The 15,245-nt window shown below is 61.3% G+C and carries 15 protein-coding genes; 5 read left to right on the top strand and 10 right to left on the bottom strand.

Annotation, left to right across the window (positions count from 1 at the left end):
• Nucleotides 1-47: 47 nt before the first annotated feature.
• A complete protein-coding gene (mtnA, locus tag DR88_RS19330; RefSeq protein WP_004147545.1) occupies nt 48-1,076 on the bottom strand; it encodes an S-methyl-5-thioribose-1-phosphate isomerase in 1,029 nt (342 codons plus the stop codon).
• Between the two features lie 101 nt (nt 1,077-1,177).
• Here mtnA and mtnK point away from each other — a divergent pair, with 101 nt between their 5' ends.
• On the top strand, nt 1,178-2,377 hold the full coding sequence (gene mtnK / locus DR88_RS19335; RefSeq protein WP_004151657.1) for an S-methyl-5-thioribose kinase: 1,200 nt from the start codon (nt 1,178-1,180) through the stop codon (nt 2,375-2,377).
• 214 nt (nt 2,378-2,591) lie between these two features.
• Here mtnK and DR88_RS19340 read toward each other — a convergent pair whose 3' ends face one another.
• From DR88_RS19340 to DR88_RS19355, 4 genes are all read right to left on the bottom strand, one after another.
• Entirely contained in the window at nt 2,592-3,833 is a 1,242-nt protein-coding gene (locus DR88_RS19340) for an LVIVD repeat-containing protein (protein ID WP_004210861.1), read from the bottom strand.
• Nucleotides 3,834-3,934: 101 nt separating this feature from the next.
• On the bottom strand, nt 3,935-4,999 hold the full coding sequence (locus DR88_RS19345; RefSeq protein WP_004147539.1) for a sugar ABC transporter substrate-binding protein: 1,065 nt from the start codon (nt 4,997-4,999) through the stop codon (nt 3,935-3,937).
• Between the two features lie 20 nt (nt 5,000-5,019).
• The gene (locus DR88_RS19350) at nt 5,020-6,018 is read right to left on the bottom strand and encodes an ABC transporter permease (RefSeq protein WP_004176906.1); all 999 of its coding nucleotides are present in this window, start codon (nt 6,016-6,018) and stop codon (nt 5,020-5,022) included.
• Nucleotides 6,015-7,517: a sugar ABC transporter ATP-binding protein gene (locus tag DR88_RS19355; RefSeq protein ID WP_032443811.1), complete on the bottom strand. Its 1,503-nt coding sequence runs from the start codon at nt 7,515-7,517 to the stop codon at nt 6,015-6,017. The genes DR88_RS19350 and DR88_RS19355 overlap by 4 nt, the downstream gene beginning before the upstream one ends.
• Nucleotides 7,518-7,680: 163 nt before the next feature.
• Here DR88_RS19355 and DR88_RS19360 point away from each other — a divergent pair, with 163 nt between their 5' ends.
• The 4 genes from DR88_RS19360 to DR88_RS19375 all read left to right on the top strand — a co-directional run bounded on the left by DR88_RS19360 (nt 7,681) and on the right by DR88_RS19375 (nt 10,434).
• Nucleotides 7,681-8,769 (top strand): oxidoreductase, encoded by a 1,089-nt coding sequence (locus DR88_RS19360; RefSeq protein ID WP_004147535.1) that lies wholly within the window; start codon nt 7,681-7,683, stop codon nt 8,767-8,769.
• Nucleotides 8,770-8,826: 57 nt separating this feature from the next.
• Entirely contained in the window at nt 8,827-9,570 is a 744-nt protein-coding gene (locus DR88_RS19365) for an SDR family NAD(P)-dependent oxidoreductase (RefSeq protein ID WP_023316566.1), read from the top strand.
• Between the two features lie 182 nt (nt 9,571-9,752).
• Nucleotides 9,753-10,055 (top strand): type II toxin-antitoxin system RelE family toxin, encoded by a 303-nt coding sequence (locus DR88_RS19370; RefSeq protein ID WP_004147534.1) that lies wholly within the window; start codon nt 9,753-9,755, stop codon nt 10,053-10,055.
• Nucleotides 10,030-10,434 carry a helix-turn-helix domain-containing protein gene (locus DR88_RS19375; RefSeq protein ID WP_025862177.1) on the top strand — a complete coding sequence of 135 codons (405 nt, stop codon included), beginning with the start codon at nt 10,030-10,032 and terminating at the stop codon, nt 10,432-10,434. The genes DR88_RS19370 and DR88_RS19375 overlap by 26 nt, the downstream gene beginning before the upstream one ends.
• Here the strand turns inward: DR88_RS19375 and DR88_RS19380 are convergent.
• The 5 genes from DR88_RS19380 to entB form a co-directional block, all read right to left on the bottom strand.
• Nucleotides 10,431-10,628: a YbdD/YjiX family protein gene (locus DR88_RS19380; RefSeq protein ID WP_002893903.1), complete on the bottom strand. Its 198-nt coding sequence runs from the start codon at nt 10,626-10,628 to the stop codon at nt 10,431-10,433. The genes DR88_RS19375 and DR88_RS19380 overlap by 4 nt on opposite strands.
• 104 nt (nt 10,629-10,732) lie before the next feature.
• Nucleotides 10,733-12,838, bottom strand: coding sequence for a pyruvate/proton symporter CstA (gene cstA / locus DR88_RS19385; protein ID WP_004147532.1), 2,106 nt, complete (start codon nt 12,836-12,838; stop codon nt 10,733-10,735).
• Between the two features lie 380 nt (nt 12,839-13,218).
• Nucleotides 13,219-13,632 carry a proofreading thioesterase EntH gene (gene entH, locus DR88_RS19390; RefSeq protein WP_023302190.1) on the bottom strand — a complete coding sequence of 138 codons (414 nt, stop codon included), beginning with the start codon at nt 13,630-13,632 and terminating at the stop codon, nt 13,219-13,221.
• Nucleotides 13,633-14,388: a 2,3-dihydro-2,3-dihydroxybenzoate dehydrogenase EntA gene (gene entA / locus DR88_RS19395; RefSeq protein ID WP_019705367.1), complete on the bottom strand. Its 756-nt coding sequence runs from the start codon at nt 14,386-14,388 to the stop codon at nt 13,633-13,635.
• Nucleotides 14,388-15,239, bottom strand: coding sequence for an enterobactin biosynthesis bifunctional isochorismatase/aryl carrier protein EntB (entB, locus tag DR88_RS19400; RefSeq protein WP_021313366.1), 852 nt, complete (start codon nt 15,237-15,239; stop codon nt 14,388-14,390). Before entB ends, entA begins: the two co-directional genes overlap by 1 nt.
• Between the last annotated feature and the right edge of the window lie 6 nt (nt 15,240-15,245).

The raw sequence follows: 15,245 nt of genomic DNA, 5'->3' as shown, positions 1-15,245 counted from the left end.
TGTCCGGGCCCGGGAAAACCTTTTTTCCAGGCCCGGCACGACGTCCGTTATCCGTTGTCCGGCGCAAACGCCCCGGCGGCGACCTGCGCCGGGGTGACCACCCCGCTGTCCAGCACCCAGCCGCTTATCAGCCCAGCAGGCGTGACGTCGAACGCCGGATTGTAAACGGCGGCCCCCGTCGGCGCCCACTGTACCGCGCCGAAGCTGCCCGCCACTCCGGTCACTTCCGCCGCCGCGCGCTGCTCAATGGGGATCGCCGCCCCGTTCGGGCAATGGCGGTCGAGGGTGGTCTGCGGGGCAGCGACGTAAAACGGGATCTGGTGATAATGGGCCAAAACCGCCAGAGAATAGGTGCCGATTTTATTCGCCACGTCGCCGTTGGCGGCGATACGGTCGGCGCCGACCCACACCGCATCCACCTGCCCCTGCGCCATCAGGCTGGCGGCCATTGAATCGGCGATCAGCTGATAGGGCACGCCCAGCTCGCCCAGCTCCCAGGCGGTTAAACGACCGCCCTGCAGCAGCGGCCGGGTTTCATCGACCCATACGTTGGTCACTTTTCCCTGCCGGTGCGCCAGCGCGATAACGCCCAGGGCGGTCCCTACCCCGGCGGTCGCCAGGCCACCGGTGTTGCAGTGGGTCAGCAGTCGACTGCCGGGCTTCACCAGCGCACTGCCCGCCTCAGCGATGCGGTCGCACAGCTGTTTATCTTCTTCGACCAGACGCAAGGCTTCCGCTTCCAGCGCCTGCGGGTAATCCTCCAGGGCCAGCGCCTGCTTCATGCGATCCAGATTATTCATCAGGTTGACCGCCGTCGGCCGCGCCGCGCGCAGCGTCTCCAGCGCCTGCTGGAGTGCATCCCGGTTCAGGCCGCGCTGGGCCAGCAGGGCCAGCAGCAGGCTGGCGGACAGGCCAATCAGCGGCGCGCCGCGCACCCGCAGGGTATGAATATGGTCCACCAGCAGCGCAACGTTATCCGCCGCCAGCCAGCGTTTTTCCTGCGGCAAGGCCTGCTGGTCGAGAATAAAAAGCTGATTTTCACTCACCCGCAGGCTGGTGGTCTGTAATGTCTGCATGTCGTTAAATCCCTGTTGCGTTGTTGTATCACATTGTGTCAGGATGGAATCCAGAAGTATAGACGTCTGAACGGCTTAATCAGAATTCGAGGATCGAGGCAATGTCGCAATACCATACCTTCACCGCCCACGATGCCGTGGCTTACGCGCAACAGTTCGCCGGCATCGACAACCCATCTGAGCTGGTCAGCGCGCAGGAAGTGGGCGATGGCAACCTCAATCTGGTGTTTAAAGTGTTCGATCGTCAGGGCGTCAGCCGGGCGATCGTCAAACAGGCCCTGCCCTACGTGCGCTGCGTCGGCGAATCCTGGCCGCTGACCCTCGACCGCGCCCGTCTCGAAGCGCAGACCCTGGTCGCCCACTATCAGCACAGCCCACAGCACACGGTAAAAATCCATCACTTTGATCCCGAGCTGGCGGTGATGGTGATGGAAGATCTTTCCGACCACCGCATCTGGCGCGGAGAGCTTATCGCTAACGTCTACTATCCCCAGGCGGCCCGCCAGCTTGGCGACTATCTGGCGCAGGTGTTGTTCCACACCAGCGATTTCTACCTCCATCCCCACGAGAAAAAGGCGCAGGTGGCGCAGTTTATTAACCCGGCGATGTGCGAGATCACCGAGGATCTGTTCTTTAACGACCCGTATCAGATCCACGAGCGCAATAACTACCCGGCGGAGCTGGAGGCCGATGTCGCCGCCCTGCGCGACGACGCCCAGCTTAAGCTGGCGGTGGCGGCGCTGAAGCACCGTTTCTTTGCCCATGCGGAAGCGCTGCTGCACGGCGATATCCACAGCGGGTCGATCTTCGTTGCCGAAGGTAGCCTGAAGGCCATCGACGCCGAGTTCGGCTACTTCGGCCCCATCGGCTTCGATATCGGCACCGCCATCGGCAACCTGCTGCTTAACTACTGCGGCCTGCCGGGCCAGCTCGGCATTCGCGATGCCGCCGCCGCGCGCGAGCAGAGGCTGAACGACATCCACCAGCTGTGGACCACCTTTGCCGAGCGCTTCCAGGCGCTGGCGGCGGAGAAAACCCGCGACGCGGCGCTGGCTTACCCCGGCTACGCCTCCGCCTTTCTGAAAAAGGTGTGGGCCGACGCGGTCGGCTTCTGCGGCAGCGAACTGATCCGCCGCAGCGTCGGACTGTCGCACGTCGCGGATATCGACACTATCCAGGACGACGCCATGCGTCATGAGTGCCTGCGCCACGCCATTACCCTGGGCAGAGCGCTGATCGTGCTGGCCGAGCGTATCGACAGCGTCGACGAGCTGCTGGCGCGGGTACGCCAGTACAGCTGAGTGCGCCTGTTTCCCTCACCCCAACCCTCTCCCACAGGGAGAGGGAGCACCCCCTAACAAAGTGCCATTTTCTGGGATTGCCCGGCGGCGTTGCGCTTGCGCGGGCCTACAAATAGCCGCATAACGGTTTGATCTTGCACTCTTTCGTAGGCCGGGTAAGGCGAAAGCCGCCACCCGGCAGACATGCGAGTACAATTTTGCGTTTACCTTACCCTCACCCCAGATACTCAATCACCGATAGCCCGCCGTTGTAATCGGTGCTGTAGATAATGCCTTGCGCATCGACAAACACGTCACAGGACTGGATCACCCGCGGGCGGCCGGGACGGGTATCCATCATTCTCTCAGGCGCAGCCGGGACCAGCGCCCCGGTCTCCAGCGGACGATACGGGTTGGAGATATCGTAAGCCCGCACGCCGGCATTCTGATACGTGGCAAAAATCAGCGTTGAGCTGACAAAGCTCCCCGGCCGGTTCTCATGCAGGTTGTGCGGGCCGAAATGCGCCCCTTTCGCCACGTAATCCGCTTCGTCCGGCGGCGGGAAGGTGGCGATGCTCACCGGGTTGGTTGGCTCGCGGATATCAAACAGCCAGATCAGCTTCTCGCCGTCCTCCTGGTTATCGAGCACCGCTTCATCCAGCACCACCAGCAGATCGCGATCCGGCAGCGGCAGCGCGGTATGCGTTCCGCCGCCGAACGGCGGGCTCCAGTTGCGATGGCTAATCAGCCTCGGCTGGGTACGGTCTTTGACATCCAGCAGCGTCAGGCCGCCGTCGCGCCAGCTGCCGTAGGCGGTATCCCCGGCAATAATGGCGTGATGCAGCGCATAGCGTTTGCCCTGCGGCCAGTCCGGTGTTTCACCGCCCGCCTGGTGCATCCCCGGCAGCCACCAGCGCCCGGCTACTTCGGGCTTACGCGGATCGGCCAGATCAATGGTCAGGAAGATGTAGTCGGTAAAACCGTCGATCAGCGCGGACACATACGCCCAGCGCCCGCCGACGTACCAGATGCGGTGAATACCGATGCCGTTAAGCGACAGGAAACTGATTTCCCGCGGCTGCGCGGGAGTGGAAATATCAAATATGCGCAGCCCGGCGCTCCAGCCCTTGTCCTGCACATCGCTGACCGTGTCGCCCACCGAGCGGGTGTAGTAGACCTTCTCATCAGCAAAACGGGCGTCGGCAAACAGATCCCGGGCGTTGATCACCAGCAGCAGATCGTCATGCGCCTGCAGATGCACGTTCCAGGTGCCCGGCGGCGCGGCAATATAGTTGACGGTGGTGGGCCGGGTCGGATCGCGAACATCGACCACGGAAAAGCCCTGCGACACCATATGGCCGATATAGGCGAATCCGCGGTGCACCATCAGCTGCACGCCGTCCGGACGACCGCCCTGATCGCTATGGCCAATCAGCCGCATATTGCGGCTGTATTCGGGGGAAGGTAATGCTGACATAGGGGATCCCTTTCGCCCGGTGGCATGGTTTTCCCCCTCTCCCTACGGAGAGGGCCGGGGCGAGGGCACCAGGCCGCCGCCCATCGCCACCCGGCTTGATTTTATTTGTTCTTCGCTTCCAGCGTCGCGAACCACGGCGCGATAAAGTCTTCGGTCTGGCCCCAGCCAGGGATAATTTTCCCCAGCGACGCCACGTTTACCGCTCCCGGCTGGGCCGCCAGCAGCGCCTGGGGAATCGCTGCCGCCTTGAAGTCGTAGGTGGCTGGCGTCGGCTCGCCGGCGATCTTGTTGGCGATCAGCCGCACGTTGGTCGCGCCGATAAGCTTCGGATCCACCGCCACGCTCACCTTCCACGGGCTGCCGGCTTCGCGCATCAGCTGCAAATCCTGGTTGGAAATATCAATGCTGTAGAGTTTGATCTCGGCGCGGCCGTTCTCTTTCAGCGCTTTATAGGCTCCCTGGCTAAAGGCATCCCAGGTGCCCCAGATCGCGTCAATTTTCCCTTTCGGATACTTGGCGAGGATCGCCCCCACCTTGTTGGCAGTGTCGCCCTGCACATCGGATGACACGGCGCCGATCGACTCCAGCTCTTTAATCCCCGGATTTTGCTTCAGCAGCGTCTGGTAAGCCGCCTGACGGCGCTCCATCGGCGGGAAGCCCGCCACCCACAGCTTGACGATGTTGGCCTTGCCGTTGAAATCTTTCACCAGCTGGCCAAAAGAGAGCTCGGTCAGTGAGGCGTCATCCTGCTGGCTGACCGTCACCCCGGGGATCTCACCGCTTACCGCGGTATCGAACACCGCCACTTTGATCCCGGCGTCCACCGCCTTCTTCACCAGGGCGGTGGAATACGGGTCACGCCCCTGAGAGAGAATAATGCCATCGTATTTCTGGCTGATGGCCTGGTTGACGAAGTCCTGGAATTTGGCGTCATCGCCGTTGCTCAGGAAGGTGCTGATTTTGAAACCGAGCTTTTTGCCTTCCTGCAGCGCCCCGGCGACAAACTGGGTGGTGTTATCGTCAGACCCGAGGTTGCGGATCACGGCAATGCGGATCGGGCCGTTGTGTTCGGCAATCGCCGCCGGCACCGGCGTCGGGGCGGTGGCCAGCGCCGCCGTCGACTGCAGCAGACCCAGCGTCATCAGAGAGAGTGCGATCTTTTTCATGCGGTTTACCCTGTAAAATGTTAAGTACGGCGCTGAAAATAGGTCAGTGCCAGCGCGCCAGCCAGCACCAACCCTTTAATAATGTCCATCGCGTAATACGGCACCGAGAGCATCACCAGCCCGTTGGAGAGCACGCCGAGGATCACCGCCCCCACCAGCGTCCCCAGGGCGTTCGGTTTACCGGAGCCCGCCAGCGAAAAGCCGATCCAGGCCGCCGCCACCGCGTCCATCAGATAGCCGCCGCCGGCGTTGACCTGCGAAGAGCCGATGCGCGAGGCCAGCAGAATGCCGCCCAGCCCGGCCAGCAGCGAGGCAATCACGTATGCTGCGACTTTGTAACGCGTGATCCGCAGGCCGGAGAGCCGCGCCGCCTCCGGGTTGCCGCCGATGGCGTACATCCGCCGTCCGTGGGTAGTGAACGACAGCGCCAGCTGGGCGATCAGCGTCACCACCAGCATGATAATGACGATGGTCGGCACCTGCCCCAGCGCGCCAAAGGCCGCCGGGATAGTCCCCTCCGCCATCTCGCCGCTCGGCAGAACCATGTTTTCGGTAATCGACCCACCGTAGCTGTAGGTCATTGCCACGCCCTGAATCACAAACAGGCTGGCCAGGGTGGCGAGCATGTCAGGAATGCGCAGCACCACGATCAGAAAGGCGTTAAACAGCCCCACCAGGGTGCAGAGCGCGAGGGTTATCAGAATCGCTTCGGTGGTCCCCAGGCCATGCCAGACAAACAGGGAAATCACCAGCGCGTTAGCCAGCGATGCCGTCGATCCGACGGACAGATCGAAGCCGCCGATGGTGAGGGAAATCGACACCCCGATGGCAATCACCGTGACAATCGCGATCGAGCGCAGAATGTTGATGATGTTGAACGGGTCAAGGAAGTTGTCCGAGGCGAGGCCAAAGACCGCCACCAGCAGCACCACGGTCAGCAACATGCCCCACTTATAGAGAAAATCAAAAAATCGCTGACGGCCCGATACCGTCGCGTTTACTGCCAGGGCCTTGCTCACGCTGCCGCTCCTCCGGTTGAATAATAAAGCAGTGTCTCTTCCCGGGCTTCCGCGCCGGGGATCTCCGCTACGATCCGTCCGTCCCACAGTACGCAGATGCGGTCGCATAAACCGACCAGCTCGGCGAATTCACCCGAGGCATAAATCACCCCTTTGCCTTCCCGTGCCAGACCATCGATCAGCATGAACAGATCGGTTTTCGCTTTCACATCGACCCCTTTGGTCGGTTCGTCAAAAATCAAAACGTTGGCATCACCGCGCAGCCATTTGCCAATGGCCACCTTCTGCTGGTTGCCGCCAGAAAGACGGCGCAGCGTCTGACCGGGACCGGTAGCGCGCACGCCGAGGCGGGCAATCACCTCCTCCGCCCAGCGCCAGGCCTGCCGATGGCCAAACAGGCTCCAGCGCGAAAAGCTGTTATCGGCGCTGACCGCCAGGTTCATCGCGATCGGCTCTTCAATGAAAATGCCCTCTTTGCGTCGCTCCTCCGGGACCAGCGCCAGGCCGCGCCCCACCGAGTCGGCTGGATCGCGCGGTCGCCACGGCTGGCCGTTCAGCTCGCCACGCTGCACCCGGCTTTTGCTGGCGCCGAACAGCGCTTTGCACAGTTCGGTTTTGCCCGCGCCGGCCAGCCCGGCGATACCAAGAATTTCCCCCTTCCGCAGGCGCAGCGAAATATCCTGCAGCAGCGCCTCATCATGCAGACCGTCAACCTGCAGCAGCACCTCTTCGCCGTGCGGCGGGCGCGGCGGCGGGAAGACATCGCTCAGCTCGTGGCCCAGCATCTTTTCGACGATCTGTTCGCCGCTCAGCGGCCCCATCGGGCCGCTCTCAATCAGCCGCCCGTCGCGCAGCACCGTCAGGGTGTCGCAGATCGCCTTCAGCTCATGGATACGATGCGAAATAAACACCACCCCGATCCCCTGATGCTGCAGACGGCGTACTACCGCAAACAGACGCTCACTTTCATGCTGATCCAACGGCGCAGTGGGTTCATCGAGGATCAAAAAGCGGCAATGGTGCGACAGGGCGCGGGCCAACAGGATTTGCTGTTTTTCGGCGAGCGTGCAGCTGTCAATGGAGCGCCGGACGTCCAGCGCCACATCCAGCTGCGCCAGCGCCTCGTGCGCCAGCTGCCGAACCCGCGACCAGCGGAAGGTCATGCCCGGCTCCGCCAGCCTGTCCAGCATAATGTTTTCGGCAATGCTCAGGCCCGGCACCAGCGCCACGTCCACCTCCTGCTGCACCAGGTGGATCCCCAGCTGTTTAGCATCCCGCGGCGAACGAATGGTGACCGGCAGGTTGTTGATCGTCACTTCGCCCTCATAGTGGGCGTGGGTGCCGCACAGCACGGCCATCAGCGTCGACTTACCCGCGCCGTTGGCCCCGGTCAGGGCATGCACCGACCCGCCATGGAGGGTAAAGTCCACCTTGTTCAGCGCCTGAAAGCCGGAGAAGGCCAGGCTAATGTTATGCATCTCAAGGCGATTCGCGCTCATCACTGCTCCCGTGCGGCAATTAATCTTCTGATTTAACGAATTTTTCATAGCCGCCGCTGGCTGACAACTGCGTAAAAAGCATAAGATACAACGAAATAATATTAGCCATCTGGATGTCCAGACATAACATCAGGTTAGCCCAACACCCATAAGGACAGCTTCCATGAGCAACAGCGATATCCGCGTCGTGCCCGGCCCGGCCAACTATTTCTCCCATCCTGGCAGCCTTGAGCGGCTGAGCGATTTTTTTAACGCCGACCAGCTCTCGCGAGCGGTGTGGGTCTATGGCGAGCGCGCTCTGGCCGGCGCCGAACCTTTTCTGCCGGCGGCCTTCCACCTGCCGGAGGCGAAAAAGATCCGCTTTACCGGCCACTGCAGCGAACGCGACGTGGCGGGGCTGGTGCAGGCCTCAGGTGACGATCGGGCGGTAGTGATTGGCGTCGGCGGGGGCGCGCTGCTCGACAGCGCGAAAGTGCTCGCCCGCCGCCTGGGGGTACCGCTGGTGGCCATCCCGACTATCGCCGCCACCTGCGCAGCGTGGACGCCGCTGTCGGTGTGGTACAGCGACGCCGGACAGGCCCTGAATTTTGAGCTCTTCGATGACGCCAACTTCCTGGTGCTGGTCGAGCCGCGCATCATTCTCAATGCCCCGGCGGAGTACCTGCTGGCGGGCATTGGCGACACCTTAGCCAAATGGTATGAGGCCGTGGTGCTGGCGCCGCAGCCGGAGGCGCTGCCGCTCACCGTGCGGCTGGGGATTAACGGCGCGCTGGCGATCCGCGACGTGCTGCTGGCCAGCAGCGAAACGGCGCTGGCGGACCAGCGCCGCGGCGATCTGACCCAGGCGTTTCGCGATGTGGTGGAGGCGATTATCGCCGGTGGCGGGATGGTTGGCGGGCTGGGGGAACGTTACACCCGGGTCGCCGCCGCCCATGCGGTGCACAACGGACTGACGGTGCTGCCGCAGACGGATAAATTTCTCCACGGTACCAAAGTGGCCTACGGCATTCTGGTACAGAGCGCCCTGCTTGGTCAGGACGATGTGCTGGCGCAGTTAGTGCAGGCGTATCAGTGCTTTAACCTGCCGACCACCCTGGCGGCGCTGGAAGTCGATATCAATAACCGCGCAGAGCTGGACCGGGTCATTGCCCATACCCTGCGCCCGGGCGAGTCGATTCACTATTTACCGGTGACGTTAACCCCTGAGGTTCTGCGCGCGGCGTTTGAGAAGGTGGAATACTTCAGCCGTTAATCACCCCGACCGTCTATACCTAATGATGATGCTCACCACTCTCGCAACGAGGTCATCATGCAGATCGATTTAACAGGTAAGAAGGCGCTGGTTACCGGCGCCAGCCGTGGGTTGGGTCGCGCCATCGCGCTGTCGCTGGCGCGCGCCGGCGCCGATGTGGTTATTACGTATGAAAAATCGGTCGATAAAGCCCAGGCGGTCGCCGATGAAATAAAGGCCCTGGGTCGGTACGGCGAAGCGGTACAGGCCGACAGCGCCAGCGCGCAGGCGATTCAGGATGCCGTCACCCATGCGGCCCGGTCCCTCGGCGGGCTGGACATTCTGGTCAACAACGCCGGAATAGCCCGCGGCGGTCCACTGGAATCCATGACGCTGGCGGACATTGACGCGCTTATCAACGTCAATATCCGTGGGGTGGTCATCGCCACCCAGGAAGCGCTGGTGCATATGGCCGATGGCGGACGTATCATCAACATCGGCAGCTGTCTGGCTAACCGCGTGGCCATGCCGGGCATCGCGGTTTACGCCATGACCAAGTCCGCCCTCAACGCCCTGACCCGTGGCCTGGCGCGTGATTTAGGCCCTCGCGGGATCACCGTTAACCTTGTCCATCCAGGGCCGACCAACAGCGATATGAACCCGGAAGACGGAGAACAGGCGGAAGCCCAGCGCCAGATGATTGCGGTCGGCCACTACGGCCAGCCGGAAGACATCGCCTCGGCGGTCACCTTCCTCGCCAGCCCGGCCGCCGGGCAGATCTCCGGTACGGGGCTGGACGTGGATGGCGGATTGAACGCCTGATCGCACATTTTCTGCAAGCCTCTGTCGCCCGGCAGAGGCCTTTCCGCGCCGCCTCGACGGGTTGCGTTTTGCCTCTTACCTGCGTTTTTCTCCGCTCTACAGTACCCCATAAGGAATTCGGAATTTATCTAATAGTCTTATTATTTCCTTATATTTTGTGTGGGCGTACAGTGGAGGGACGGATGAAAATTGTCTGGTCAAAAACGGCAGATAAGCAATTTTCTAAAATCGATACTCGGTATAAGAGCCGCATTAAATCCAGGCTGGAGAAGATGGATGATAAAGCTTCACCTATCTCGGATATCAAAAAATTGTCCTCTCCCGAAAACCACTACCGGCTGCGATTAGGTGATTACAGAGTCATCTACACCTTTGGGGATCCGCCGGGCGATACCTGCTACGTCGTGGCGGTTAAACGCCGAACCACCACCACCTACCTTCATGAGGAACATACCGAATATGACTATTCAGTACATCAAGGATGAAGAAGGAAAAGACCAGTATGTCGTCATTCCTTACAGCGATTACTTTCGTATGCGCCTGGCTCTGCTGGAGTACGACGAAGAGGATGAAAGCGACTGGGAAGATATTCCTTATGAATCAGATATCTATGATGACGTCATGCTGCCGGGCGAAGTATGCGACGTGATGCATAAAGAAAACGTCAGCCTGCAGGCCGCGTGGCGCATCCTGCGCGGGATGTCCCAGCAGGAGGTAGCCGAAAAGCTTGGCATCAGCCAGTCCGCGGTGTCACAGCTGGAAGCGCTGGACTCCCGTCCGCAAAAGCGCACCCGCGAGAAGCTGGCGGCGATTTACGGCTGTACTCAGGAGCAGATCAGCCTCTATCTGCCGAAAGAGGGTTAACAGCACTTCGCCCCGCCCTTGCCGCCGTAGCGCGCGTCCTGGCGTTCGCGAAAGAACTCTTCATAAGTCATCGGCGTCTGATCCGGGTGGGTTATTCGCATGTGCTCGACGTAGTTATCGTAATCCGGCACGCCGATCATCATTTTGGCGGCCTGGCCTAAATATTTTCCTGCTTTGGAGAGGGTGTCAAACATAAGTCATTTCTCTTTTGTATCCCTCACCCCGAGCCTCTCCCAAAGGGAGAGGGAGGATCGGAAATGTAGGCCGGGTAAGGCGAAGCCGCCACCCGGCACACCGGTTAATGCGCCCCTTTCGCCTGGGTCTCAATCGCGTCCAGGTTTTCAGGCATTGGCTCATACGGCGTCTCTTTCGCCGTCGGTTTATCCTCTTTCAGCGCCGCCAGCGCGGTTTTAATCGAGAACAGCGCCAGCACCACCACCACGATCATAAAGAAGATGGTCAGCCCGGCATCGAGACGGTTGTTAAACACCAGCTGCGCCAGCTGTGATTCGGTATATTGCGGCGGAATGTTGCCGCTGTCGATCATCGCCTGGAATTTATTGGCGATCGCCAGGAAACCGACTTTGGTGTCCGGGCTAAACGACTTCTGCCAGCCGGCGGTCAACGTACAGATCAGCAGCCAGCTGGTCGGCAGCAGCGCCACCCACGCGTAGCGCTGGCGTTTCATCTTGAACAGGACCACCGCGCAGAGCATCAGCGCCATCCCCGCCAGCATCTGGTTGGCAATACCGAACAGCGGCCATAGGGTGTTAATCCCGCCCAGCGGATCGACCACCCCCTGATGCAGGAAGTAGCCCCAAGCCAGGACGCACAGCGCGGTCGCCAGCAGGTTGGCCGGTAGCGAGCTGGTTTTTTTCAGCCCCGGGCTAATCACGCCCAGCAGATCCTGCAGCATAAAGCGCGCCGCGCGGGTGCCGGCGTCAACCGCCGTCAGGATAAACAGCGCCTCAAACAGAATGGCGAAGTGGTACCAGAACGAGACATCCATCAGCCCGCCCAGCGAGCCGTGCAGGATGTAGGCCATCCCCACCGCCAGCGTTGGCGCGCCGCCGGCGCGGGAGATAATCGACTGTTCGCCGACCTCGCTGGCGATTTGATGCAGCGTATCAGGCGTAATGCTAAAGCCCCAGCCGCTCACCACCTGCGCTGCCGAGGCGACCACATCGGTGGTACCCGCCGGCGCCAGCACCGCCATCGGGCTGTTCATCGCGAAGTAGACGCCCGGATCGATAATACAGGCCGCCACCAGCGCCATAATAGCGACGAAGGATTCCATCAACATGCCGCCGTAGCCGATAAAGCAGGCCTGCCCTTCGTTGGCCAACATTTTCGGCGTGGTGCCGGAGGAGATCAGCGCGTGGAAGCCGGAGACCGCGCCGCAGGCGATGGTGATAAACAGGAACGGGAACAGGTTGCCGGTCCATACCGGGCCGGTACCATCGACAAACTTGGTCAGCGCCGGCATCGTCAGGGTCGGGCGCATAATCAGGATGCCAATCGCCAGCCCCACGATGGTGCCGATTTTCAGGAAGGTGGAGAGATAATCGCGCGGGGCCAGCAGCAGCCAGACCGGCAGTACCGCAGCCACAAATCCGTAGCCCACCAGGATCCAGGTCAGCTGTACGCCGGTGTAATCAAACCACGGCGCCCAGGTCGGGCTTTCCGCCACCCAGCCGCCGGAGATGATGGCGAACACCAGCATCACTAGGCCTATCACCGACACCTCGCCGATGCGTCCCGGACGCAGATAGCGGATGTAGATGCCCATAAAGATCGCCAGCGGAATGGTAAAGGCGACGGTGTATGTCCCCCACGGACTGTGGGTCAGCGCTTTCACCACAATCATCGCCAGGACCGCGAGGATGATCACCATGATCATAAAGCAGGCCACCAGCGCCAGGACGCCAGCGGTCGGTCCCATCTCCTCTTTAACCAGTTCGCCAAGCGAACGGCCATCGCGGCGGGTCGAAACAAACAGCACCATAAAGTCCTGTACCGCCCCAGCCAGCACCACGCCGGCGAGGATCCAGATCATCCCCGGCAGGTAGCCCATCTGCGCGGCGAGCACCGGGCCCACCAGCGGCCCCGCGCCGGCAATGGCGGCAAAATGGTGACCGAACAGCACTTTTTTGTCGGTTGGAACGTAGTCGAGGCCATCGTTATGCCGCACCGCGGGCGTCATCCGCGTCGGGTCAACGCCGAGCACGGTTTTAGCGATATACAGGCCGTAGAAACGATACGCGATCAAATAAACGCAGACCGCGGCGACGACAATCCACAGCGCGTTTATCTGCTCACCCCGGTTTAAAGCGATATAGCCTAGGGCGAAGGCTCCGATGACGGAGAGCAGCGCCCAGATAAGGTATTTCCCTGAATTATTCATTGTTGTGGTCCACCGGTAGGGTAATCAGGATGTTACATTTTGTTTCTAGATCACAACGCAGAATTTAACAACACCGAAACATCGCAGATGCCGTACACCCACAGAGATTTGTCTCACATTGCTAGCGAGATCACTTAAGGCAGAAAAATGAATGAAAGGGTTACCGTGAACGGTGCCGTTTTTTTTGTCGGGTGGCGGCTAACGCCTTACCCGACCTACGGTCCGTGCGGCCTGCCTTTAATTTATTCACCATGCTGGCTGAAACTGTCGGTGTTGGAGATTTCAAAATCCCCGGTGGCGCTGCCGCTTACCGGGGCTACAGCGCTTTGCGATTTGGTAGCCCGGCTTAGCGCAGCGCAAGCCGGGGAAACAGCGGCTTCTTAGCCCAGCACCGCGGTGCCCAGACGACAGGTGCAACAGCGCCGCCCCTTCTCGTCATACACCACAATCTCCCAGCTCTGGCTCTGGCGACCAAGATGCAGCGGACGGCACTCGCCGCGCACTTTCCCGCTGGAGACGGCCCGGTGATGGCTGGCGTTAAGCTCAGTCCCGACGACGCACTGCCCTTCTTCGGTCATCAGCCAACCGGCCATCGAGCCCAGCGTCTCCGCCAGCGCCGCGGAAGCGCCGCCGTGCAGCAGGCCAAACGGCTGATGCGTGCGCGCATCCACCGGCATCTCCGCCACCAGCAGCCCCTCTTCCAGTCGGGTGTAGATGATGCCAAGATGCGCCACCATGGTATTTTCGCTGCTGGCGTTCAGCGCCGCCAGCGTAAGCTCTCGCTTCCAGGCCATTTACGCCCCCAGCGTCGAGCCGCCATCAACCACGATATCCTGCAGGGTGATATGGCTGGCGTGAGAAGAGGCGAGGAACAGAATGGTATTGGCGATCTCCTGCGGGCGGGCGATTTTACCCAGCGGGATGCCGAGCTTAAACTGCTCGCCGAAGCCGCGGATCCGCTGCTGCTCTGCATCGTCGCTGACCCACAGGGTGCGCTGCATATCGGTATCGGTGGAGCCCGGCGACACCAGATTACAGCGCACCCCGCTGCCCGCCAGCTCAAGGCCTACGGTCAGCGCCAGGCTTTTCAGCGCCGCCTTCGAGGCGCCATAGGCGCTCATGCCGATGCGCGGCGTGTGCGCAGCATCGGAAGCGACGGTGACGATCGCCCCGCCCCGCTGGCGACGGAACTGGGCCATCGTCTGCTGAAACAGGTTGAACGCCCCGCCGACGTTGACCGCGAAGGTCTGCTGCCAGTCTTCCGCGCTCAGCTGGTCGGTAGCGCCCATGCGCAGGATCCCGGCGGCGTTCACCAGCACGTCCAGTCGTTCGATGTTGTTGAGCAGCCGCGCGCACAGGTCGCGTACCTGGTCGGCATCGGCGACGTCCAGCGTTTCGGTGGCAAACGGGTAGCTTTCGCCGTCAAAGGCGAGGTCGAACCCGGTGACGTTAGCCCCGGCCTCGACGAAAGCCAGCGCGGTGGCATAGCCAATCCCTTTACCTGCGCCGGTCACCCACACGGTCTGACCGCGAAAATCCAGCGCCGCCATTAGTGCACCTCGCGGGAGAGCAGCGCCCACCAGGCGTCGATGGTCGGGTTTTTCGCCAGCATCACGAAGTCGATATCACCGTGCACTTTGCGCCAGCGGGCGGCCAGGGCCATCATCCGCACCGAATCCAGACCGTAGTCGATCAGGTTTTCATCATCCAGCGGTTCGTCGGATTCGTCGAGCAACGGCAGGATCAGCGCGCGCAGCGCCGCTTTGGAGGCTGGGAGCGGCAGCAGCTCTTCGGTCATCACCACCCGTCCGGAGCGGCCGGCGACATATTTCAGCGCCATCAGGTGCTCTTCACGGCTGAAATCTGCCAGCGCGTCGGCGACAAAGAACGGTTTGATATCGCGCATAAAAGCATCGGTGGCGGTGGTCATGCAGCCGATATGGGCGTAAACGCCGGTGATGATCAGCTGATCGCGGCCGGTCTCTTTCAGCATCTCCTCCAGCGGCGAGCGATGAAACGCGCTGTAGCGCCATTTCACCAGCACGGTATCGTCTTCATCCGGCGCCAGCGCGGCAATCACCTGCTGCTGCTCCGGCGAGCGGGTCAGACCCGGCCCCCACATATCATTCAGCAGGGCGCGGTCTTCATCGCTCTGCTCTTTCGGCTGGGCGGTGTAGTACACCGGAATGCCGTTCTGTTTGCAGAAGTCGCGCAGGGCGGCGATATTAGCCACCACTTTCTCCATCATCGCGCTGTTTTCGCCCCAGAAGTTGAGGAAATACTCCTGCATATCGTGGATCAGCAGCGCGGCGCGCGACGGCTCAAAGGCCCAGTTGACCTTGTTCGCCGGGATATCGCTGGCTTCCGGCAGCGCATATGCCTGTAATTTAGGGATTGCCATTCTCTG

This window comes from Klebsiella pneumoniae, from assembly GCF_000742135.1.
Lineage (GTDB): Bacteria > Pseudomonadota > Gammaproteobacteria > Enterobacterales > Enterobacteriaceae > Klebsiella > Klebsiella pneumoniae.
This window is presented reverse-complemented; position numbering and strand designations above follow the sequence as displayed.

Excerpts from the sequence above, each read along its gene's own strand:
- entH (WP_023302190.1), bottom strand. The coding sequence starts at position 13,632 with ATGGCCTGGAAGCGAGAGCTTACGCTGGCGGCGCTGAACGCCAGCAGC.
- DR88_RS19380 (WP_002893903.1), bottom strand. The coding sequence starts at position 10,628 with ATGTTTGACACCCTCTCCAAAGCAGGAAAATATTTAGGCCAGGCCGCC.
- cstA (WP_004147532.1), bottom strand. The coding sequence starts at position 12,838 with ATGAATAATTCAGGGAAATACCTTATCTGGGCGCTGCTCTCCGTCATC.
- DR88_RS19370 (WP_004147534.1), top strand. The coding sequence starts at position 9,753 with ATGAAAATTGTCTGGTCAAAAACGGCAGATAAGCAATTTTCTAAAATC.
- mtnA (WP_004147545.1), bottom strand. The coding sequence starts at position 1,076 with ATGCAGACATTACAGACCACCAGCCTGCGGGTGAGTGAAAATCAGCTT.
- DR88_RS19365 (WP_023316566.1), top strand. The coding sequence starts at position 8,827 with ATGCAGATCGATTTAACAGGTAAGAAGGCGCTGGTTACCGGCGCCAGC.
- entB (WP_021313366.1), bottom strand. The coding sequence starts at position 15,239 with ATGGCAATCCCTAAATTACAGGCATATGCGCTGCCGGAAGCCAGCGAT.
- DR88_RS19355 (WP_032443811.1), bottom strand. The coding sequence starts at position 7,517 with ATGAGCGCGAATCGCCTTGAGATGCATAACATTAGCCTGGCCTTCTCC.
- DR88_RS19340 (WP_004210861.1), bottom strand. The coding sequence starts at position 3,833 with ATGTCAGCATTACCTTCCCCCGAATACAGCCGCAATATGCGGCTGATT.
- DR88_RS19360 (WP_004147535.1), top strand. The coding sequence starts at position 7,681 with ATGAGCAACAGCGATATCCGCGTCGTGCCCGGCCCGGCCAACTATTTC.
- DR88_RS19345 (WP_004147539.1), bottom strand. The coding sequence starts at position 4,999 with ATGAAAAAGATCGCACTCTCTCTGATGACGCTGGGTCTGCTGCAGTCG.
- entA (WP_019705367.1), bottom strand. The coding sequence starts at position 14,388 with ATGGCGGCGCTGGATTTTCGCGGTCAGACCGTGTGGGTGACCGGCGCA.
- mtnK (WP_004151657.1), top strand. The coding sequence starts at position 1,178 with ATGTCGCAATACCATACCTTCACCGCCCACGATGCCGTGGCTTACGCG.
- DR88_RS19375 (WP_025862177.1), top strand. The coding sequence starts at position 10,030 with ATGACTATTCAGTACATCAAGGATGAAGAAGGAAAAGACCAGTATGTC.